The sequence below is a fragment of the Francisella orientalis FNO12 genome (assembly GCF_001042525.2).
GTDB lineage: Bacteria > Pseudomonadota > Gammaproteobacteria > Francisellales > Francisellaceae > Francisella > Francisella orientalis.
Genome location: NZ_CP011921.2, coordinates 411087 through 432318, shown reverse-complemented (window position 1 = coordinate 432318; position 21232 = coordinate 411087). Strand labels below are relative to the sequence as shown.

Here is a 21232-nt window from a genome sequence, read left to right as displayed (position 1 = left end):
TATATCAACAAGGCGATCTATACTAGACAAGTAGTATATTGGTATACAAAGAAATAGTTTCTTAGCTTTTTTGCCTTCTCAGATAAGCTATTGTTTCTAGCTCTTTTGAGAACACAAACTTATTCCTTTGTAAAAAATCTAATGTTTTAAGTATGTCTTTAAATCCAGAAAGGACCCAAGCCTGAATACTATAATCAAATACAGTTTTTGCTTTTAAATATCTACTAACACCAGCTCGACACTCTTGCGTAAGAAAATCTGTAGCGGGAAATTTAATAACAATAACCCCTCTCTTATCATACACAGCCACCTTGGCATATCCACCAAGACTTGATAACTGTTCTTTGATTCCTTTAAAGTCTTCCCAAGCTAGCAGCATCTTCTCAGTAGCTTCTTTCTCCATATACTTTATTGACTTAGAGTTATAGCTTTGTTTCAGACTATATGACTCTTCTTTTAGTTCATTATATTTTTCTAATAACTCTTTGTAACGCCTGTCTAAAGTGAGGTTTGCTATTTCTAAACTATCATTTTTATTTGAGATTTCGACTTGTTTTTGTTTTATCTTATTTATGCTTTTTGATATTTCTTTATCAATATACTGCTTTATATTACTACGTAAGCTATAAGCAAGCTTATCCTCTTTAATACCTGATTCTTTGAGAGTAGATTTGATAGCTTCTAGCAACTCGTCTTTAACAACAGTAGTTACTGTCAGCTCCAGCTCTAATTCTCCAGTTGTAATAGCTTGCTTTCTATCATTTTTATATAAAGTAACCTTCTCAACTAAATCAATAATGGAAACACCTTCACCAATAAGCTTTCTAACTTTATTGACTGTGATTTCTTCATTCTGTGAGCGTAAAAGTTCACATTTTTGATTCACGAGCTTTTGAGTTACTTGTTTTGTCATTTTAGCTTCTTTCTTCTTCTCTTAATGTTAGAACTTCGTAACCATCCTTCGTAACTAAGATTGTATGCTCCCACTGAGCTGATAGAGATCTATCTTTTGTTACAGCTGTCCAACCATCTTTTAACACAGATACGGCTCTTTTACCAATATTTATCATTGGCTCAATTGTAAAAATCATACCCTCTTCAAATTTAGCACCTGTGCCAGCTTTACCATGATGCATTACATGTGGAGGCTCATGAAAGCTTGCACCTATTCCATGACCGCAAAAAGCATCAACTATAGAATAGCCATATTTTTTAGCATGCTTTTCTATTACAGCGCCAATATCGCCAAAATGATTACCAGGCTTAACAACTTCTATACCTTTCCAAAGACATTCGTAAGTAACTTCAACTAATTTTTTAGCCATCCCCGAAGGTTCGCCAATCATAAACATCTTACTAGTGTCACCATGATAGTCATCTTTTTTTACAGTAATATCTATGTTTAAAATATCGTCATTTTTTAATTTCTTATCAGCAGGAATTCCATGGCAAACTACATGATTTATAGATGTACAGATAGATTTAGGAAAACCGTGATAATTCAATGGTGCAGGATAAGCATCCTGTTCTTTGACTATATAGTCATGACAGATCTGATCTAACTCAGCTGTTGTTATCCCTTCTTTTACATAGGGAGTTATCATTTCCAAAACTTCTGCTGCTAATTTACCAGCAACCCGAATCTTCTCTATTTCATCTGGAGTTTTAATTATTATTTTACTCATATATTACAACTACTTTTTTCAAAAAATCTAGATACCTCATTATAAACTATCAGTTAATGAATATATAGATACCAAAAACGATGTTAGAATTATTAGCATAAATAAATACATCGCATAAATATGAGAATCAGAAAAGCACAAGATACAGTTGCCGAACTCTTTAAAGAATTACCCACCCTAGACTTGCTAGTTTCATAGCTCTTACTGAAGAGGTTGGTGAATTAGCTAATGAAATAATGCAAAAAGAAATTTATGGAGAAACTAGTGGTAATGACAAAATAAGCTCTGAACTTACTGACGTATTTATAAGTTTATTAGAATTAGCCAATATCTATAATATAGATTTAGAGATAGAATTTGATAAAAAAATCAAAAACTTAGAACCTCAAGTCAATCAATGTCTAGCGCTAAAGATCTTCTTCAATCAAAAAGGACGAAGCTTGACTAATAGTGTTTCAAATATACCTAGTGAGTTTTAAATATTTTCTTCTAAATTGTATCTTTTAGCGCTGTTTTATACTATAATCTATCACGTAAGGAATAGAGAAATTTTTATTAACAGTAAATTTTTCATATTATTTAATTTCAGTTTTTGTTTAATCCCTTAAATTGTTATTTCATAAGTCCATACGGTATAAAATAGCATTGAATATGCTAGAACTAACTAACAAATAACTAAAGAGAATAAAAATGGATAATAAATCACAAGGTACAGTAAAGTTTTTCAACAACCAAAAAGGATTCGGTTTCATCTCTCCTGAGAATGGTGGCAAAGATGTATTTGTACATATTTCAAAACTTAATGGTGAAACACTTGCTGAAGGTCAACAAGTTACTTTTGAAACTCAAGAAGGTAGAAAAGGCCCTGAAGCTATAAATATTGAGGTACTATAATGCCAAGTATTAGAGTAGATGAGCGCAAACCATTTGATATAAGCCTAAGAAACTTCAAGCGTGCTTGCGAGAAAGCTGGTATCAAGCAAGAGCTTAGAGATAGGCAGCACTACGTAAAGCCAACTGAGAAAAGAAAAATAGCAAAACGTCAAGCTGTTAAAAAAGCTAGAATTGCTCAAAGAAGAGCTTACATCTAATTATCTATTAATTTCCCAATCTTTTTTATTTAAAATAAAAACTAATCTTTCTTGAGAAGTATCATTCTCATAAAGTTTAGCTCCTAACTTTATTACTGCTTTTTGAGAACGAATATTTTTATACCATACATCAAAAAATATATTTTCGATAAAGTTAAATGCATAATCTAACATTAGTTTTTTAACTTTTTTATTAAGCTCTGTACCCCAGTATTGCTTAGCACAAAACGTATAACCTACTTTTATTGATTTTTTAATATAGTCATACTCATAATATCTAGTAGAACCTACCAATTCGTTGTTATAAAAAATTAAATAGCAGTTTTGAGGATTTTTTAAACCATCATTAAAATACTTTTAAACCAATCTACTTGACTACCTGATTTATCATTATGCTGAGCCCATATTTCAGGATCTTTGGCTATATTGTATAACCTATCGAAATCTCCTCTAATCATTATTTCAAGTCTAATATTTTCAGATAACAAAGATTTATTAAAATCCATAATGAATACCTTTTATATGAAACAATCCTAGGGAATGCTATCAGAATTTATAGCATTACTATTCTACAGTAACAGACTTAGCTAGGTTTCGAGGCTGATCTACATCTGTACCTTTAATTATAGCCACATGATAGGATAAAAGCTGAAGTGGTATGGTAAATACTATTGGCGCACTAAAATCATGTCCGCCATCTAACTCCAAGACGATACTATTATCAAAGCTAACCTTATCTTTTATTACCTTATCTACAAAAAGAATTAGCTTTCCTCCTCTAGCGTGAACTTCTTGAAGATTAGAAAGAGTTTTGTCCAATAAATCATCATTAGGTACCATAGCAACTATTGGCATATGTTTATCTACTAATGCTAGCGGTCCATGTTTTAGCTCACCTGAGGGGTAAGCTTCAGCATGAATATAAGATATTTCTTTAAGTTTTAAAGCGCCCTCTACTGCTATCGGGTAATACAATCCCCTTCCTAAAAATATTGTATGCTCCTTATCAGAGAAGTATTCACTTATCTCGTCTATTTCAGGATCTAATTTCAATGCACCCATAACTAATGCACGGATGTTATTAAGTTCTTCAGTATATTTTACTATTTCATCGTCTGACAAACTTCCCTTCAATTTAGACATTACAAGTGTAAATATTGCCAATGCTACTAACTGTGTTGTAAATGCCTTTGTTGATGCAACACCAATCTCAACACCTGCTTTTGTCATAAAAGCAATGTCAGACTCTCGAACTAAAGAGCTATTTGGCACATTACAAATACACATACTACCAATGTAGTTTTGCTTTTTACTTTTTCTCAGAGACTCTAAAGTATCCGCAGTTTCTCCAGATTGTGAGATACTGACAAATAATGAGCCATCGACGACTATATTATCTCTGTATCTAATTTCACTAGCTATCTCAACACTACATGGGATTTTTGCATACTTTTCTATCCAGTATTTTGCCGCCATTCCAGCATTATAGCTAGTACCACATGCAACTATACTTATATGTTTAGTTTTCTCAAATAGCTTTTGAGCCTCTCTATCAAAATTATCCAAACTAATCTCACCATCATTTAATGATGCCATTATAGTATTTGATATAGCTTCTGGTTGCTCATATATTTCTTTAAGCATATAATGCTTATAACCATCTTTAGTCGCACTTGAAGATGAGTAGTTATATTCTTTAACTTCTAAATTCTTAGATATTCCTTTACTATCAAAGACTTTAACATCTAGTTTAGATATAATAGCTATATCGCCCTCATCAAGATAAGAGAATCTATTAGTAACTGGTAATAGTGATAACGTATCAGATGAAATAAAATTCTCATCAATACCCACTCCTATAACTAGAGGAGAGCCTGAACGCACAACTACAATCTTATCAGTAAATTTTTGTGAAATTATTGCTAAGGCATATGCTCCTTTTAAAAGCTTAGTTATAATCTTGATATTATCAATAATAGATTTAGAATCATTCCATTCTCTATCTAATAGATGCGCTACAACTTCAGTATCCGTATCTGATTTAAAGAGATAACCCTCACTAATTAATGATTTTTTTAATTCAGCAAAATTCTCAATTACACCATTATGTACTATGCAAAATTTCTCCGAAGCATGTGGATGAGAATTTTCTTTGGAAGGTTTACCATGAGTCGCCCATCTAGTATGAGCAATACCGATATTACCCTTAAAATTTGATAAGCTGTGAACTGCTTTTTCTAACTCAATAACCTTACCTACTTCTTTACATATATCTATCTGATTATGATCATCAATGACTGCCAAACCAGCAGAATCATAGCCACGATACTCAAGTTTTTTCAAACCTTCAATCAAAATATTTGTAACATTTCTTGTAGAATTGGCACCTACTATCCCACACATAATATATACCCTATTTTTTACTTATCGTCTTTTTTGACAGGTCTCTGCCAAGTATCAATATGACGCTGCCTTGCTCTTGAAATAGCAAGATTATCAGCTGGAACATCTTTTGCAATAGTTGATCCAGCACCAATAGTTACACCAGGACCAATATTAACTGGAGCAATTAACTGTGAGTCAGATCCGATAAACGCATAATCTCCTACTGTTGTTTTATGCTTATTAACCCCATCATAATTACAAGTTATTACACCTGCTCCAATATTACAATTAGCTCCGATTTCACTATCACCCAAATATGTCAAATGAGAAGCCTTTGATCCTTTTCCTAAAATAGTTTTTTTTGCTTCAACAAAGTTTCCAATAACAGCACCTTCCTTGACATCACATTCTGGTCTAACTCTTGCGAAAGGCCCAACAATAGCTCCTTCTCGGATAATAGATCCATCAACCATACTATTAGCTTTTACTTTAACATTATCTTCTATAGTACAGTTTTTTAGAATACAGTTTGCTCCAACTACAACATTATTGCCAAGCTTCACATGCCCTTTAATGATTACATTAACATCTAACCAACAATCTTTGCCAACCTCAAGTTTACCGCGTACATCTATCCTACTAGGATCAGCGACACTTACTCCTTTTGACATAATTACTTCAGCAATATGTTTCTGCCACTGTCTTTCAAGTTGTGCAAGTTGCACTCTATCATTAACACCCTGTATTTCAAATTCTTCAACAGGGTGAGTTACTGTTATAGAAATATTATCTTCTCTTGCCATTGCTACTATATCAGTAAGATAATATTCACCTTGCGCATTCGTATTACCTAAATTAGGCAACCATTTCTCCAAGTGATCTCTAGAGACACAATATATGCCTGTATTTATCTCTTTGATCTGGCTTTGTCCATCAGTGGCATCTTTCTCTTCAACAATATGACTTACTGCTCCAAACTTATCTCTTACAATACGACCAAGTCCTGTCGGATTGTTTACAACCGCCGTAAGAACAGCTAGATCATTACTTGCTGATTTAATTAAATTAGCTAAAACTTCTGTAGATATTAATGGCACATCACCATACAAGATTAAGACCTTGTCTTCTTTAATTTGGGGTAAGGCTTTTAATACTGCATGTCCTGTACCTAACTGTTCTTTTTGCTCTACAAAAGTTAAGTTTTTATCAGTTAATTCTTCTTCGACCATATCTTTTAAATGCCCTGTAACAACAATAATATTATTAGGCTTTAAAGGCTCAACGCGATTTATAACATGTCTGATTAAAGTTTCTCCAGCTAAAGTTTGTAAAACTTTTGGCTTATTAGAGTTCATTCTCGAACCCTTTCCTGCAGCTAAAATAACAACTGATAAACTCATAATAAAAAGCTCCTTATACCCCTATACACCACATTCTTCCATTAAAACTGTGATAATTTGATAATGATCTTCTAGCATTTTATCATACATACTACCAATAACTGAATCTATAGATATCCACTTAACCTGATTAGCATCATCGGCCGCGTAAATGCTAGGTAAATCAGCCCATTCCTCAAATATAAAAACTCCAACATGACTTATTGTTATTCCTCGAACAGAGCGATCAGGATAGTCAAAGACTTTTTCACATCTTTTTGCCAAAGATAATTGTTCAATACTAAGATCTATATTTGTTTCTTCAAACAATTCTCTTATTATTGCTTGAGATATAGTTTCATCGCACTCCAAAAACCCACCTGGCAATGCCCATAATCCCTTACCAGGAAATCCTTTTCTTTGAACAAGAAGAATATAATTATTTACTATAACTAGAGCATCTACAGTAACTATATTTGGTTTATATGGCGCATTTCTCCATGAATATTTATAATCTATAACATAGCTATTTTCAGCAACCAAATCTTGATATGTTACACTTTGCATAAAAGCATTTAATAACTTAAATGTTCCTTGATTTGGTGTTGAACTACACATATACTCATCAAGAATTTCACCTTTATAAAAATATTCTCTAAACTCTGTAGCATTATAGTTTTTATAATTATCTACTGGTATATATCCCCACTCTGGAAAACTTTTAATATAATAACTAGAGTCATCTTTAATATGTCCAACTATAGCTATAGTTTCACCTGACTTAGCATGCTTATAGACATTTTGGCGCAAAGACTCTTCCCATTTTTGCTCTTGGTAGAAATAATCTGCTAGCGGCTCAATTTCAACTAAATTTAAATCAATATCCACTACTTTTAAATCCTCTATAATCATTTGCTTTCTAAACTCAAATGAAAATGGATTCTTCATATTTGGAGCATTAAATGAGCTACCTACATTTATGATAATCCTCTTACTATGCTTCAATGCTACTTGTATATTATGCAAATGACCTTTATGAAAAGGCTGAAACCTTCCAATAAAAACTGAAATATCATACATAACTACCACCTATATATTTAGCTCTTCGGCTTGAGTCTGGCTATCATAGACACTATCATCAGATGGCGCAGTAATCTTAGTATAATCTTTCATCTGATTTTGAATCTGATCAGTTTCATCTTGCTGTATAGATTTATCAATAGTTCTATCATAAGAACCAAAACCAAACTTACTTTTTTTAGTAGAACCTAGAAGTCCACCCAAACTTGACTGTCCCTTACTAGAATTAGCATCTGATACTGCCATTTCTGCTTCTGCTTGTTTTGCAATTTGTAAATTATTATCACTTTTTAATTCTGTATTATTTAACTCTTTACGAATATCGCTTAATAATCTTACACCCTCTGAGATATGGTCAGGCGCTTGAGTCTGTCCATCACCAGTAAATACCGCATTTATCTTAACTAAGCTTGAGAGTTCATCAATTTTGCGTGCTTTAATAACGAAATTTATATTTTTTTGACTATCTTTAACTGTTATCAAATGTCCTGATAATACCTCATCTTTCTCAGAAGTTATTGTGTAAATACTAGGAAGGCCTTTAAAGTAATCATCCAAAAGATTAATAGTTATAGATAAAGGCTCTCTAAACACTAGTTTCAATGAGCCTGAATCATCATAAACAACACTTATAGAAACTTTCGATATTTGATCACTAATGATTTTAGCCATATCAAATTTGACAGTGTAATTCGGAGGCAACATTTGTTGATAAGCCTTTGGAACTTGTGATCTAGGATACTTATTATCTCCATCGGGCAAGTTAAGTGCCGGTTTAATTTTTTCACCATTTAAACCAGTAGGAATTATTAATGAAGGTTCTTCTTTAACTTGAACTTTTGCATATTCATATTTTCTGTTTCTAAATATATCCCAGCTAAAGCTTTCATTAGAAAGACTCTCAGCCGAGAAATCATTATCCACATCATTAGTCGCACAGTTTTGCAATAACAAACCAAGACTCACTAAAATGAGTATTTGGAAATTTTTCTTCATCTGCAAATATTTAATAACTAGCTAATTAAATTAACTAAACATTATAACACAGTGCTATACTAATAATTAATAAAAGCTTCAACTGTAAAAAATAAATGAAAAATAAACTTTTTATATTTCTACAACATATTATTCCTCAATCTTTAATATCAAGATTAATCAGCAAACTCGCAGACTCAAAAAATAAACCTTTTAAAAATTACTTAATAAATTTAGCTATCAAAAAATTTAAAATAGATATAAGTGAAGCTAAAGAAAGTGATATTAGCAAATATTCTTCTTTCAATAACTTTTTCATAAGGGAGTTAAAAGATGGATTAAGGCCTATATCCTCAGATAAAAAGGTCATATCATCGCCTGCAGACGGTGTTCTGAGCGAGTTTGGAGATATCACTGATGGTAGTTTAATCCAAGCTAAGGGAAAAACTTTTTCACTGAAAGCATTGATAGCTGACAGTTCAACAACTGATTTCACAAAATTTGCAACGACCTATCTATCTCCAAAAGATTACCATAGAGTCCATATTCCTATCGATGGTAAACTAACAAAAATGGTTTATATCCCTGGTAAGCTTTTTTCAGTAAATCAGATCACTGCTCAAAATGTTGATAATCTATTTGCAAGAAATGAAAGATTAGTTTGTTACTTTAATACTGAAATTGGTGAAGTTGCTGTAATTTTCGTCGGTGCTTTACTTGTTGCTGGTATCGAAACAGTATGGCACGGCAAAGTAGCTCCAAGCTACTATAAAGATATACAAACTTGGGACTACAACAATGACATTTTTAATATAGAGTTCAAAAAAGGCGATACTCTTGGCTGGTTCAACTTTGGCTCAACTGTCATCGTACTGATGCCAAATGAGAATATATTATTCAGTCAGAGCCAAAATAATGTAAAGGTATCTGTTAATCAAGATTTAGCTTTGATTGCTGAATAGAGATTCATATTTATCCAACAACGACTAAAAATATTAGTCTTGTTAATTCTATTTGACTTACACTCATTCACATACGCTATTTCTTTACTTTGTCCAAAACGATCATCATCAAACCGAAATCTAGCTGGTAACTTAATATCAAATCTTTTTGCCCATTTTCTGATTGTCACGTGTTTAAAGCCTAATACTTTTTCAGCTTCTTGATAACTCAAACCTTCTCTCTGACATTTCAACAAAACTTCCTTCGCTGAACAGTTAAATTTATTTTTTACAATTTGCTCAAAATTTCCTGTATATTGATTTGCCATATAACGAGTCTCCTATTAATAAAATGAAACACAAATCGACCCTATAACTTCGTTATATTACCTAGTTTATTGCTGTTAAAAAACCTTTTATACAGCAAATTTAGAAGTTTAATTTTATTAATAAAATCATGTGATTTATAAGACACTTATTTTTAAAGAACTTTTAATAAAATAGATCCAAAAGTATTCAACCTTTAACCTTTAACCTTTAACCTTTAACCTTTAACCTTTAACCTTTAACCTTTAACCTTTAACCTTTAACCTTTAACCTTTAACCTTTAACCTTTAACCTTTAACCTTTAACCTTTAACCTTTAACCTTTAAAGTATTTATAAATCTAACCCAAAGGAATAAATCCAAGTAATAAGTATTTTGTGTACACGCATTTCTATCCATATACTTATTGCCATTAGCATCTAATTTAGTTGGACATTCATGTTTAACAACGCAAGACATTAAAATCATTGAAAGCGCTGCGATAACTGTTATTCTAAGAATATTTTTCTCATAATAATTCTCCTATCTTATTGTTGAGATTGCTTATCTGCAGGCATAGGTTCATATGTAGATACACATGATGCTAATACACAAGATACCAAAATTACAGTTAATAATTTCTTCATACAAACTCTCATTACAAATTTAATAAAATCTAATTAAATACAATATTAATCAGACTACACTTAAATTTATACCATACTAAATATTAAGGGTTTATATGCAGCATTTTATATTTTTTTATTAATTTGACTGTTTAACTTTATATTTACATATCAAATAACTATAACTTCAAAATCAAAATTCTCAAAATATCTCTAATGGATCTTAACCATATTTTAATAACAATTCTAATGGCTTCAATTCCACTAATATTTGCAATAACAATTCATGAAGCCGCACATGGATTTATTGCAAAATATAGAGGCGATGATACTGCATATAAATTAAGAAGAGTAACATTGAATCCAGTATCGCACATAGATCCAATAGAGACAATCATAGTACCTGGATTGATGCTAATAGCATCTTTTGCTTCAGGATTTCCTTTTATATTTGGTTGGGCTAAGCCAGTACCTATAAATTATAACAATCTCAAAAATCCAAAGATTGATATCGCTATAGTTGCAATTGTAGGCCCTTTAGCTAACTTTTTAATGGCAATAATATGGGCGATAGTAGCAAAATATGTAACTCTACATCCTTATATTCAAGGAATGGCTTTTTATGGCATAATGATCAATGTTATATTAATGGTTTTAAACCTTTTACCAATACCTCCTCTTGATGGTAGCAAAGTTCTGACATCCTTTTTACCTAAAGATATAGCCTATAAATATAATAATTTGCAAAAGTATGGTTTTTATATTTTATTAGCGCTAATATTAATTCCAGTTAATGGTTTAAATCTATTATTTTTTATTATGAAAGCATTTATATGCATAATAATAAATATTATTCAAGCAATTGTATTCTAATTAAATATTTGTATTTTTAATGTTTTATAAATTACATCTTAAACTAAATCACACAAAACTTTGAACAAAATTTGGTTTAATTATACTAGTTTAGTAAAATACTGATTAAGGTATATAATATTTTGATGCAAATGCTTAACAATAAACTTTTAAAATTTTTTTGTTATTACTAATATCACTAAGTTATTATAAAAATATATTTGGGTATGTTAGTACCCCTCCTCAAACACCTACAATTGTAAAACCTCTACATTTATAACTGATATCCAAAGTTTAGATGAAGTTAATGAACAATTACAAATCGATGTCATATTTAGATTCAAATGGAATGACCCAAGATTAAAATTTGACAAAAATGAAGAAAAAACTTCATACAAATTATATCAGGGAGATTTTCAATATGATGAAATTTTTGAAAGATGGAGACCACAAATATCTATAATTAATGAAGTTGGATCTCCTCAAATAAAAGCCAGACAAATAAAAATTTATCCTAATGGAAATATTATATATACTGAACAACGCACATTACATCTTGAAACGCCTATGCAACTTGAGAAATTCCCATTTGATAAACAAACCTTAAAAGCATATATAATACCATTTTGATATAACTCAAGCGAAGTAAAACTAGTAGTCGAACCAAACCATCAATTTACAGTACAAGACTATGTGAGAGACCATCTAAATGTAAATATAGCAGAATTTTGCCAAGAAACTAGATATATTTTCAAGGTTTGCGTTTCCAATTACCTATATTTTATTTATATTCACGCTATATATAATATATCTTCGCTAACTTATTATTAAAATATCTTAATGCTCTTAAATAAAGATAAAAACGCAAATATTAATACCTTCAAATAAAGTGTGCCCTATAATCTATCGAGTCTTACAAAGAAAATATTCTTAACTTTAGAAAAGTCATCATAAGATATTTATAAGTTATTCGTTCGAATTTTCTATCATACAAACACAAGTAAGATTTATTACGCTATCTATATTTCTAAAAGAGTAGCTAATTGTAGTAGTCCTACAAACATCTTTGAGAGAAAATATTCAGTAGTTGTAGCTTAGCAATCACATAAGCAGTGAAGACAATTATTCAACATTTTTTTCAATATCTAAGACTTTAAATCTTCTAGAATTACGATAGCTAGAAAATGATTCTTTTGAATATTATAAGACCTAGTACAATCTCGCTGTAAATTAGGTTCTAAGCCTAGTACTTTCTTAAGCTACAGTATCTATCTTATAGGTAAAAATAAAGCAAATTAGTATTGCTTATATAGTTCTAATTCTAGCTCAAATTATTTGGTAATATTTTCTACTGCTTTATTTTTATCACAATACAAGCACATCTTGTATATTTTTTTGTAACTATAAGTTAATAACTTTCATCAGCTAGTCCTTTATATAAAGTTGAATAACTAATGACATAATTTTAGACACTATCTTAGCTTCGATATTTTCATCTTTAAAAGCTATGTTAGATATAAGTGATAAATATAAATATCAGGAGATTATAGATGAAAGTTGCTGTTTAATATAGCAGTAATAGTTTTAAAAATCATGATGTCTATAAATGCAAAAAGCCCCATATTTCTATGAGGCTTTTAAAATGCTTATCACGATAAGTCTTTAATGTAATAAGATGGCGATTACCTACTTTCACCTGGGCATTGCCAGACTATCATCGGCGTTTTGTAGTTTCACTTCTGAGTTCGGAATGGGATCAGGTGGTTCCTACAAGCTATTATCGCCAAAACTGTGTTTTGGATAATATATCTTATAAAGATATTTAACAATTCAGCATAGAAATAGACTTAAGTCTCTCGGATCATTAGTACTGGTAAGCTTCATACATTGCTGTACTTCCACACCCAGCCTATCAACGTCGTAGTCTCCAACGTTCCTTACTGATTTTCATCAGAGAGATCTAATCTTGAAGGAGGCTTCCCGCTTAGATGCTTTCAGCGGTTATCCCTTCCGAACATAGCTACCCGGCAATGCTTCTGGCGAAACAACCGGAACACCAGTGGTTCGTTCACTCCGGTCCTCTCGTACTAGGAGCAACTCTTCTCAAATCTCTAACGCCCACGGCAGATAGGGACCGAACTGTCTCACGACGTTCTGAACCCAGCTCGCGTACCACTTTAAATGGCGAACAGCCATACCCTTGGGACCTGCTTCAGCCCCAGGATGTGATGAGCCGACATCGAGGTGCCAAACTCCTCCGTCGATATGAACTCTTGGGAGGAATCAGCCTGTTATCCCCGGAGTACCTTTTATCCGTTGAGCGATGGCCCTTCCATACGGGACCACCGGATCACTAAGACCTACTTTCGTACCTGCTCGAGCCGTCACTCTCGCAGTCAAGCGCACTTTTGCCTTTATACTCTTGGTACGATTTCCGACCGTACCGAGTGCACCTTCGTACTCCTCCGTTACTCTTTAGGAGGAGACCGCCCCAGTCAAACTACCCACCATACACTGTCCTCGAATCTCTCCTGAGTTAGAACTTCAAATACTCAAGGGTGGTATTTCAAGGATGACTCCACAGCTACTAGCGTAACTGCTTCAAAGTCTCCCACCTATCCTACACATAAATATTCAAAGTCCAGTGCAAAGCTATAGTAAAGGTTCACGGGGTCTTTCCGTCTAACCGCGGGTACACTGCATCTTCACAGCGATTTCAATTTCACTGAGTCTCTGGTGGAGACAGTGTGGCCGTCGTTACGCCATTCGTGCAGGTCGGAACTTACCCGACAAGGAATTTCGCTACCTTAGGACCGTTATAGTTACGGCCGCCGTTTACTGGGGCTTCGATCCAGAGCTTCGCTTGCGCTAACCCCTTCAATTAACCTTCCAGCACCGGGCAGGCGTCACACCCTATACTTCATCTTACGATTTAGCAGAGTGCTGTGTTTTTGATAAACAGTCGCAGCCACCTGGTATTTGCAACCCCCAACAGCTTAGAGAGCAAGTCTCATCACCATCAAGGGCACACCTTCTTCCAAAGTTACGGTGTCATTTTGCCTAGTTCCTTCACCAGAGTTATCTCATAGCCTTAGTATTCTCTACCTACCCACCAGTGTCGGTTTACAGTACGGTCGCTTATACAATATACTTAGAAGCTTTTCCTGGAAGCATGGTATCAATAGCTTCGTCAAACAAGTTTGACTTCGTCTCGTATCTCAGATCAACAGAACACCGGATTTGCCTAGCATTCCTACCTACATACTTTCACCTGGACAACCATTCGCCAGGCCTACCTAACCTTCTCCGTCCCTCCTTCGTTCATATAAGCGGCACAGGAATATTAACCTGTTTCCCATCGACTTCACTCTTCAGCTACGCCTTAGGGGCCGGCTTACCCTACGTTGATTAACATTGCGTAGGAATCCTTGGGTTTTCGGCCAATAAGAATCTCACTTATTTTACGTTACTCATGTCAGCATTCGCACTTCTGATACCTCCAGCATGCTTCTCAACATACCTTCATCAGCTTACAGAACGCTCCCCTACCAATATACTAAATATATTCCGCAACTTCGGTGCATAACTTAGCCCCGTTAAATCTTACGTGCAGGCCGACTCGACCAGTGAGCTATTACGCTTTCTTTAAAGGGTGGCTGCTTCTAAGCCAACCTCCTGGCTGTCTGGGCCTTCCCACTTCGTTTCCCACTTAGTTATGACTTAGGGACCTTAGTTGGCGGTCTGGGCTGTTTCCCTTTCCACTGCGGACCTTAGCACCCGCAGTGTGTCTCCCGTGATTAAACTTCATCGTATTCTGAGTTTGCATCGAGTCAGTAAGGTCGTAAAACCCCCATTGTCGAAACAGTGCTTTACCCCAATGAGTTATACACGAGGCACTACCTAAATAGTTTTCGGGGAGAACCAGCTATCTCCGTGCTTGATTAGCCTTTCACTCCGATCCACAGCTCATCCCATACTTTTGCAACAGTATTGGGTTCGGTCCTCCAGTTGGTATTACCCAACCTTCAACCTGGCCATGGATAGATCGCGCCGGTTTCGGGTCTACTCCTAGCGACTTATCGCCCTATTAAAACTCGCTTTCGCTACGGATCCCTTATTCAGTTATCCTCGCCACTAAAAGTAACTCGCTGACCCATTATACAAAAGGTACGCAGTCACATGACTAAATCATGCTCCTACTGCTTGTATGCAAGCGGTTTCAGATTCTATTTCACTCCCTTTATAAGGGTTCTTTTCACCTTTCCCTCACGGTACTAGTTCACTATCGGTCATTCAGGAGTATTTAGCCTTGGAGGATGGTCCCCCCATATTCAGACAAGGTTCCACGTGCCCCGTCCTACTTGTTCGCATGCTTAGTTCCACTGTGATTATTTCGTATACGGGACTATCACCCTCTATCGTCAAGCTTCCCAACTTGTTCTACTATAATTACAGCTAAATCATACCAGGCTCTTCCCACTTCGCTCGCCACTACTATGGGAATCTCAATTGATTTCTCTTCCTAAGGGTACTTAGATGTTTCAGTTCCCCTCGTTCGCTCTACACTCCATATCGAGTGAGTACCCAGCTTATGCCAGGTGGGTTCCCCCATTCGGAAATCTCCGGATCAAAGCTTATTTACCAGCTCCCCGAAGCTTATCGCAGATTAACACGTCCTTCATCGCCTCTGAATGCCAAGGCATCCACCGCTTGCACTTATTTTCTTAAGTCTATTTCTATACTAAATTGTTAAATATCTCTATCTTCGCGTAAATAAGTATGGTGGAGCCAAGCGGGATCGAACCGCTGACCCCCTGCGTGCAAAGCAGGTGCTCTCCCAGCTGAGCTATGGCCCCAAAATTACTGGTGGGTCTGAGTAGACTCGAACTACCGACCTCACCCTTATCAGGGGTGCGCTCTAACCAACTGAGCTACAGACCCATATTCTATTTACACTAAAATATATTACCTACAAACACTATGCTAAATCACTTGAATATGTAATTAGAGCTTATTTCTATTTTTTCGTATTTTCGTTAAGGAGGTGATCCAGCCGCAGGTTCCCCTACGGCTACCTTGTTACGACTTCACCCCAGTTATGAATCACTCCGTGGTAAACGCCCATTCGTTAAGCTATCTACTTCTGGAGCAACCCACTCCCATGGTGTGACGGGCGGTGTGTACAAGACCCGGGAACGTATTCACCGCAGTATTCTGACCTGCGATTACTAGCGATTCCGACTTCATGCAGTCGAGTTGCAGACTGCAATCCGGACTAAGAGTACCTTTCTGAGTTTCGCTCCAGCTCGCACCTTCGCAGCCCTCTGTAATACCCATTGTAGCACGTGTGTAGCCCTGGTCGTAAGGGCCATGATGACTTGACGTCGTCCCCACCTTCCTCCGCCTTGTCAGCGGCAGTCTCAATAGAGTACCCAACTTAATGATGGTAACTATCAATAGGGGTTGCGCTCGTTGCGGGACTTAACCCAACATTTCACAACACGAGCTGACGACAGCCGTGCAGCACCTGTCACTGCGTTCCCGAAGGCACCAATCTATCTCTAGAAAGTTCGCAGGATGTCAAGACCAGGTAAGGTTCTTCGCGTTGCATCGAATTAAACCACATGCTCCACCGCTTGTGCGGGTCCCCGTCAATTCCTTTGAGTTTTAGCCTTGCGGCCGTAGTCCCCAGGCGGAGTACTTAACGCGTTAGCTGCGCCACTAGATCCTTTACACCGAATCCAACAGCTAGTACTCATCGTTTACAGCGTGGACTACCAGGGTATCTAATCCTGTTTGATCCCCACGCTTTCGTCCCTCAGTGTCAGTATTGGTCCAGAATGTTGCCTTCGCCATTGGTGTTCCTTCTGATCTCTACGCATTTCACCGCTACACCAGAAGTTCCCTATTCCTCTACCATACTCTAGTTTGTCAGTATCAAATGCAGTTCCAAGGTTGAGCCCTGGGCTTTCACATCTGACTTAACAAACCACCTACAGACCCTTTACGCCCAGTAATTCCGATTAACGCTCGGACCCCCCGTATTACCGCGGCTGCTGGCACGGAGTTAGCCGGTCCTTATTCTTTGGGCAACGTCCTTCCTGCAAGCTATTAACTCACAGGCTTTCCTCCCCAACTAAAGTGCTTTACAACCCTAGAGCCTTCTTCACACACATGGCATTGCTGGATCAGGGTTTCCCCCATTGTCCAATATTCCCCACTGCTGCCTCCCGTAGGAGTTTGGGCCGTGTCTCAGTCCCAATGTGGCTGATCATCCTCTCAAATCAGCTATGGATCGTAGCCTTGGTAGGCCCTTACCCCACCAACTAGCTAATCCAACGCAGGCTCATCCATCTGCGGCAGCGCAAAGGCCACCTTTAATCCGCAGATATTATGCGGTATTAACAGTCGTTTCCAACTGGTATCCCCCACAGATGGGCAGATTCCTACGCGTTACTCACCCGTCCGCCACTCGTCAGCATCCGAAGACCTGTTACCGTTCGACTTGCATGTGTTAAGCATGCCACCAGCGTTCAATCTGAGCCAGGATCAAACTCTTCAGTTTAATTCTCAAATTCTGACTCTAACTACTGATACTCAAATTCTTTAACAAAGTGTTTGTATATAATATATCTCTTAAATATCTTAGAAGCCTTAGCTTCCTACCGTTGACATCACCCGTCAGCCGGTGAAGACATATAATACGCATCACTCATCCAAAATGCAACTACTTTTTTCAAAAAAATTAAACTTTTTACAACTTTTTTTATCTAAATATAAAATCATCTATAAAAACCAACGCCTATATACCATTTTTATACACTCTATATCACGTTTTAACGCTTTTGGGACAAATATACAAATATCTAACTTTTCTAAAAAAAATAATACTTTTTATCTATTTATTGCACTTTCAATAAATGTGCTGAATCTAAACACCTCTGTCTCTGTTAATCTAATTACTTATATCAATATACATATCTGCTATATTAACAATTTGATTTAACCAACTTTGGCGATTAGTGATATTATAAAACTCAAAGCAAAACAATAAAGTAAAGAGACATAAGTATTAGATATAACCTCTACTCTTTTTACAAATCTATATATGAAAAATTAGGCAATACAACACTTCCAATAAAAGAAGCACAGGTGCAGCTTAAAAAATAACAATAGAAATATTATTATATATAAAATTTGAAGGGCAAGTTTTGATTAGATTTAGACATAGACACTTCTAAACTTAAATGACTCTTAACCTCAAAGCAAACTAAAAATACGGTTATCACAATTACTTACTAAAAGATATATCTACAACATACTCCTGTCATTAGCTTTTAGCTAATTGCCCTATATAAGAATATTAATCTAAAACCGTTCTATATTTATTTAGCACAAATAATTAAAACACTCTCTATACCGTCAACTTCATAACAAAAGACAAAGCCCAATAGAAGTGATTGCAAAAAATTGAAGACATAAAAAAAGCGACCCAAGTCGCTTTATATTTATTAGTGGTGGGTGCTGAGGGGTTCGAACCCCCGACCCTCGCCTTGTAAGGGCGATGCTCTCCCAACTGAGCTAAGCACCCGATTTTGAAAAGATCGAAAACTTTGGATGGCGGAGAGGAAGAGATTCGAACTCTCGATAGGGTTTAACGCCTATACTCCCTTAGCAGGGGAGCGCCTTCAGCCGCTCGGCCACCTCTCCTAAACCATGTGATAGGATATTATATATATATAAAATAGTGTGTCAAGAGCACATTCGACAATTTTTTGTAGTATCTACTATTTTACCAATATTAATACTAAACAAACTTCAGAAAAAACTTTATAATACGAATATTATTTTAGATATTCATAACCACTAAAAGCACAATAATCATGAGAAAAATTTTAGTTACTAATGCGCTGCCATATGCAAATGGTGATCTTCATTTAGGCCATATGCTTGGATATATACAATCAGACATCTGGGTTAGATTCCAAAAATTACAAGGTAATAAATGTATATTTGTCTGTGGCAGCGATACACACGGCACTCCAATAATGCTTAAAGCTAAAAGCTTAGGTATCACACCAGAAGAACTTGTTGAAAAATACTCAAACAATCACCAAAAAGATTTTTTAAGCTTCGAAATTGAGTTTGATAATTATCATTCAACTCATAGTCCAATAAACAAAGAAATTGCTGAAGATATCTACGATAAGCTGAATGCTCAAGAACTCATATCAAAAAAAGAAATAGCTCAAGCGTATGATCCTGAAGCAAAGATGTTTTTACCAGACAGATTTGTAAAAGGTACTTGTCCAAAATGTAAGGCTGAAGATCAATACGGAGATAGTTGCGAGGTTTGTGGTGCAACTTATGATCCAACAGAACTAATAAACCCAAAATCAGTAGTATCAGGAAAAGCACCAATACAAAAAAATTCTGAACACTTCTTTTTTGATTTACCCTCTTTGGAAAAAAATATCAAAGATTGGATAGAATCCAACAAACTACTCCAACCAGAAGTAGCTAACAAACTAGCAGAATGGTTTGAGCAAGGCTTACAAAGTTGGGATATCTCGCGTGATGCTCCATACTTTGGTTTTGCAATACCAAGTACAAATGAGCAAAAATTCTTCTATGTCTGGTTAGATGCTCCGATGGGATATATTGCAAGTTTTAGAGATTACTGTAACAAAAACAATGTTGATTTTAATGAATTTTGGGGAGATGACTCTTGTGAAAACGAGCTTTATCATTTTATTGGTAAAGATATTATTTATTTCCACGCATTATTTTGGCCAGCAATATTATTATCTACAGGCTACAAAACTCCTACAAGTGTCTTTGCTAACGGATTCTTAACTGTAAATGGCAAAAAAATGTCAAAATCTCGCGGTACATTTATCCAAGCAAGAACTTATCTAGATAATTTAGAGCCTAGCTATTTGAGATACTATTTTGCCTCTAGATTAACATCACGCATTGATGATATAGATTTAAACCTTGAGGAATTTGTCACCAAATCAAATTCAGATATAGTTGGTAAGGTGGTAAATATAGCAAGCCGTTGTGCTGGCTTTATATACAAAAAATTTGATGCCTCCTTATCTGAGGATATTTTTGATCAAGAGTTAGAAATTGAATTTAGTAAGAATCACGATGTCATTACTCAAGCTTTTGAAAAAAGAGAGTTTGCTCATGCTGTGAGACTAATAATGACCTTAGCTGATAAAGCAAATCAATTTATAGACCATCATAAACCATGGCAACTAGCAAAAGAAGAAGGACAAGAACAAAAAGTTCATCAAGTATGTTCACAAGGAATTAATATGTTTAAGGTGCTTGTTGCATATCTTAAGCCAATTATGCCTTCAATTGTTAAAAATGCAGAGACTTTCTTAAATATAGGGCTATCAAAATGGAGTGATGCTCCTGTATTCCTAAAATCTCACAAGATAAACAAATTCAAACCATTAGCAACTCGTATTGAAAAAGAAAAAGTAGACAAAGTTTTAGAGGATACAAAAAAAATGTTAGAAAATGAACAAAACCAACAACCCAAAGAAGAACCTAAACTAGATATCGCTGCTGAATGTACTTTTGATGATTTCATGAAAGTTGATTTACGCGTAGCTAGAATTGCTGAAGCCTCACATGTTGAAGGCGCAGACAAACTACTTAAGCTAATATTAGATCTAGGTGGTGCTACAAAACAAGTATTTGCAGGCATAAAATCATCATATAAGCCAGAAGATTTGGTAGGCAAACATACCGTAATGATAGCTAACTTAGCTCCTAGAAAAATGAAGTTTGGAATGTCAGAAGGTATGGTTCTAGCAGCTGGTGATGGCAAAGGAATATACATACTGGAACCGCATGAAGGTGCTCAGCCTGGTATGCGTGTTAAATAAGCTAAGTA

At 35.2% G+C, this 21232-nt stretch carries 13 protein-coding genes, 4 tRNA genes, 3 rRNA genes and 3 pseudogenes; 7 read left to right on the top strand and 16 right to left on the bottom strand.

Translation table 11 applies throughout. From position 1 onward, the window contains the following. Positions 1–61: 61 nt before the first annotated feature. Both FNO12_RS02405 and map read right to left on the bottom strand, forming a co-directional pair. Positions 62–913 carry a hypothetical protein gene (locus tag FNO12_RS02405; RefSeq protein ID WP_014715034.1) on the bottom strand — a complete coding sequence of 284 codons (852 nt, stop codon included), beginning with the start codon at positions 911–913 and terminating at the stop codon, positions 62–64. A 1-nt stretch (position 914) separates the two neighbouring features. Beyond that, positions 915–1685, bottom strand: coding sequence for a type I methionyl aminopeptidase (gene map, locus FNO12_RS02400; protein WP_014715033.1), 771 nt, complete (start codon positions 1683–1685; stop codon positions 915–917). 120 nt (positions 1686–1805) lie between these two features. Here map and FNO12_RS02395 point away from each other — a divergent pair. From FNO12_RS02395 to rpsU, 3 genes and pseudogenes are all read left to right on the top strand, one after another. Next, a pseudogene (locus FNO12_RS02395) lies at positions 1806–2133 on the top strand (MazG nucleotide pyrophosphohydrolase domain-containing protein). 242 nt (positions 2134–2375) lie between these two features. Further along, complete coding sequence (locus FNO12_RS02390; protein ID WP_014715031.1) at positions 2376–2579, top strand: cold-shock protein; 204 nt, start codon at positions 2376–2378, stop codon at positions 2577–2579. After that, positions 2579–2776, top strand: coding sequence for a 30S ribosomal protein S21 (gene rpsU, locus FNO12_RS02385; protein WP_014715030.1), 198 nt, complete (start codon positions 2579–2581; stop codon positions 2774–2776). Before FNO12_RS02390 ends, rpsU begins: the two co-directional genes overlap by 1 nt. On the opposite strand, the pseudogene FNO12_RS02380 reads toward rpsU, so the two are convergent. From FNO12_RS02380 to FNO12_RS02360, 5 genes and pseudogenes are all read right to left on the bottom strand, one after another. After that, positions 2777–3282, bottom strand: a pseudogene (locus FNO12_RS02380) (GNAT family N-acetyltransferase). Between the two features lie 58 nt (positions 3283–3340). Then, entirely contained in the window at positions 3341–5179 is a 1839-nt protein-coding gene (gene glmS, locus FNO12_RS02375; protein ID WP_014715029.1) for a glutamine--fructose-6-phosphate transaminase (isomerizing), read from the bottom strand. 17 nt (positions 5180–5196) lie between these two features. After that, a complete protein-coding gene (gene glmU, locus FNO12_RS02370; protein ID WP_014715028.1) occupies positions 5197–6561 on the bottom strand; it encodes a bifunctional UDP-N-acetylglucosamine diphosphorylase/glucosamine-1-phosphate N-acetyltransferase GlmU in 1365 nt (454 codons plus the stop codon). A 21-nt stretch (positions 6562–6582) separates the two neighbouring features. Then, positions 6583–7620, bottom strand: a complete 1038-nt coding sequence (locus FNO12_RS02365; protein ID WP_014715027.1) for a bifunctional nicotinamide-nucleotide adenylyltransferase/Nudix hydroxylase — start codon at positions 7618–7620, stop codon at positions 6583–6585. A 9-nt stretch (positions 7621–7629) separates the two neighbouring features. After that, a complete protein-coding gene (locus FNO12_RS02360; protein WP_014715026.1) occupies positions 7630–8616 on the bottom strand; it encodes a hypothetical protein in 987 nt (328 codons plus the stop codon). Between the two features lie 95 nt (positions 8617–8711). Here FNO12_RS02360 and asd point away from each other — a divergent pair, with 95 nt between their 5' ends. Beyond that, positions 8712–9557: an archaetidylserine decarboxylase gene (asd, locus tag FNO12_RS02355; RefSeq protein ID WP_014715025.1), complete on the top strand. Its 846-nt coding sequence runs from the start codon at positions 8712–8714 to the stop codon at positions 9555–9557. On the opposite strand, the gene fevR is transcribed toward asd, so the two are convergent. Together fevR and FNO12_RS09615 are read right to left on the bottom strand one after the other, a co-directional pair. Beyond that, positions 9530–9865: a transcriptional regulator FevR gene (gene fevR / locus FNO12_RS02350; RefSeq protein WP_014715024.1), complete on the bottom strand. Its 336-nt coding sequence runs from the start codon at positions 9863–9865 to the stop codon at positions 9530–9532. The genes asd and fevR overlap by 28 nt on opposite strands. Positions 9866–10171: 306 nt before the next feature. Then, positions 10172–10330: a hypothetical protein gene (locus FNO12_RS09615; protein ID WP_014715023.1), complete on the bottom strand. Its 159-nt coding sequence runs from the start codon at positions 10328–10330 to the stop codon at positions 10172–10174. A 353-nt stretch (positions 10331–10683) separates the two neighbouring features. Between FNO12_RS09615 and FNO12_RS02340 the strand changes: the two genes are divergently transcribed. Next, positions 10684–11340 (top strand): site-2 protease family protein, encoded by a 657-nt coding sequence (locus FNO12_RS02340; protein ID WP_014715022.1) that lies wholly within the window; start codon positions 10684–10686, stop codon positions 11338–11340. Positions 11341–11494: 154 nt separating this feature from the next. Then, positions 11495–12048: pseudogene (locus FNO12_RS02335) on the top strand (ligand-gated ion channel); the annotation flags it as partial. Positions 12049–12992: 944 nt separating this feature from the next. Here FNO12_RS02335 and rrf read toward each other — a convergent pair. From rrf to FNO12_RS02300, 7 genes are all read right to left on the bottom strand, one after another. Continuing rightward, positions 12993–13107: ribosomal RNA gene (rrf, locus tag FNO12_RS02330) — 5S ribosomal RNA — on the bottom strand. A 55-nt stretch (positions 13108–13162) separates the two neighbouring features. Further along, positions 13163–16049: ribosomal RNA gene (locus tag FNO12_RS02325) — 23S ribosomal RNA — on the bottom strand. Positions 16050–16099: 50 nt separating this feature from the next. Continuing rightward, positions 16100–16175: transfer RNA gene (locus tag FNO12_RS02320), tRNA-Ala, on the bottom strand. A gap of 8 nt (positions 16176–16183) precedes the next feature. Continuing rightward, positions 16184–16260 (bottom strand) — tRNA-Ile (locus FNO12_RS02315). A 96-nt stretch (positions 16261–16356) separates the two neighbouring features. Beyond that, positions 16357–17884 (bottom strand): 16S ribosomal RNA (locus FNO12_RS02310). Together the 16S, 23S and 5S rRNA genes with 2 tRNA genes alongside form the textbook arrangement of a ribosomal RNA operon. Before the next feature lie 950 nt (positions 17885–18834). Then, positions 18835–18910: transfer RNA gene (locus FNO12_RS02305), tRNA-Val, on the bottom strand. Between the two features lie 27 nt (positions 18911–18937). Beyond that, positions 18938–19029: transfer RNA gene (locus tag FNO12_RS02300), tRNA-Ser, on the bottom strand. 173 nt (positions 19030–19202) lie between these two features. Between FNO12_RS02300 and metG the strand changes: the two genes are divergently transcribed. After that, on the top strand, positions 19203–21224 hold the full coding sequence (gene metG / locus FNO12_RS02295) for a methionine--tRNA ligase (protein WP_014714527.1): 2022 nt from the start codon (positions 19203–19205) through the stop codon (positions 21222–21224). Positions 21225–21232: the final 8 nt, after the last annotated feature.

Coding starts and splice junctions, on each gene's coding strand:
- FNO12_RS02340 (WP_014715022.1), top strand. CDS start 10,684: ATGGATCTTAACCATATTTTAATAACAATTCTAATGGCTTCAATTCCA.
- glmS (WP_014715029.1), bottom strand. CDS start 5,179: ATGTGTGGGATAGTAGGTGCCAATTCTACAAGAAATGTTACAAATATT.
- FNO12_RS02360 (WP_014715026.1), bottom strand. CDS start 8,616: ATGAAGAAAAATTTCCAAATACTCATTTTAGTGAGTCTTGGTTTGTTA.
- metG (WP_014714527.1), top strand. CDS start 19,203: ATGAGAAAAATTTTAGTTACTAATGCGCTGCCATATGCAAATGGTGAT.
- FNO12_RS02405 (WP_014715034.1), bottom strand. CDS start 913: ATGACAAAACAAGTAACTCAAAAGCTCGTGAATCAAAAATGTGAACTT.
- map (WP_014715033.1), bottom strand. CDS start 1,685: ATGAGTAAAATAATAATTAAAACTCCAGATGAAATAGAGAAGATTCGG.
- fevR (WP_014715024.1), bottom strand. CDS start 9,865: ATGGCAAATCAATATACAGGAAATTTTGAGCAAATTGTAAAAAATAAA.
- glmU (WP_014715028.1), bottom strand. CDS start 6,561: ATGAGTTTATCAGTTGTTATTTTAGCTGCAGGAAAGGGTTCGAGAATG.
- rpsU (WP_014715030.1), top strand. CDS start 2,579: ATGCCAAGTATTAGAGTAGATGAGCGCAAACCATTTGATATAAGCCTA.
- asd (WP_014715025.1), top strand. CDS start 8,712: ATGAAAAATAAACTTTTTATATTTCTACAACATATTATTCCTCAATCT.
- FNO12_RS02365 (WP_014715027.1), bottom strand. CDS start 7,620: ATGTATGATATTTCAGTTTTTATTGGAAGGTTTCAGCCTTTTCATAAA.
- FNO12_RS02390 (WP_014715031.1), top strand. CDS start 2,376: ATGGATAATAAATCACAAGGTACAGTAAAGTTTTTCAACAACCAAAAA.
- FNO12_RS09615 (WP_014715023.1), bottom strand. CDS start 10,330: ATGATTTTAATGTCTTGCGTTGTTAAACATGAATGTCCAACTAAATTA.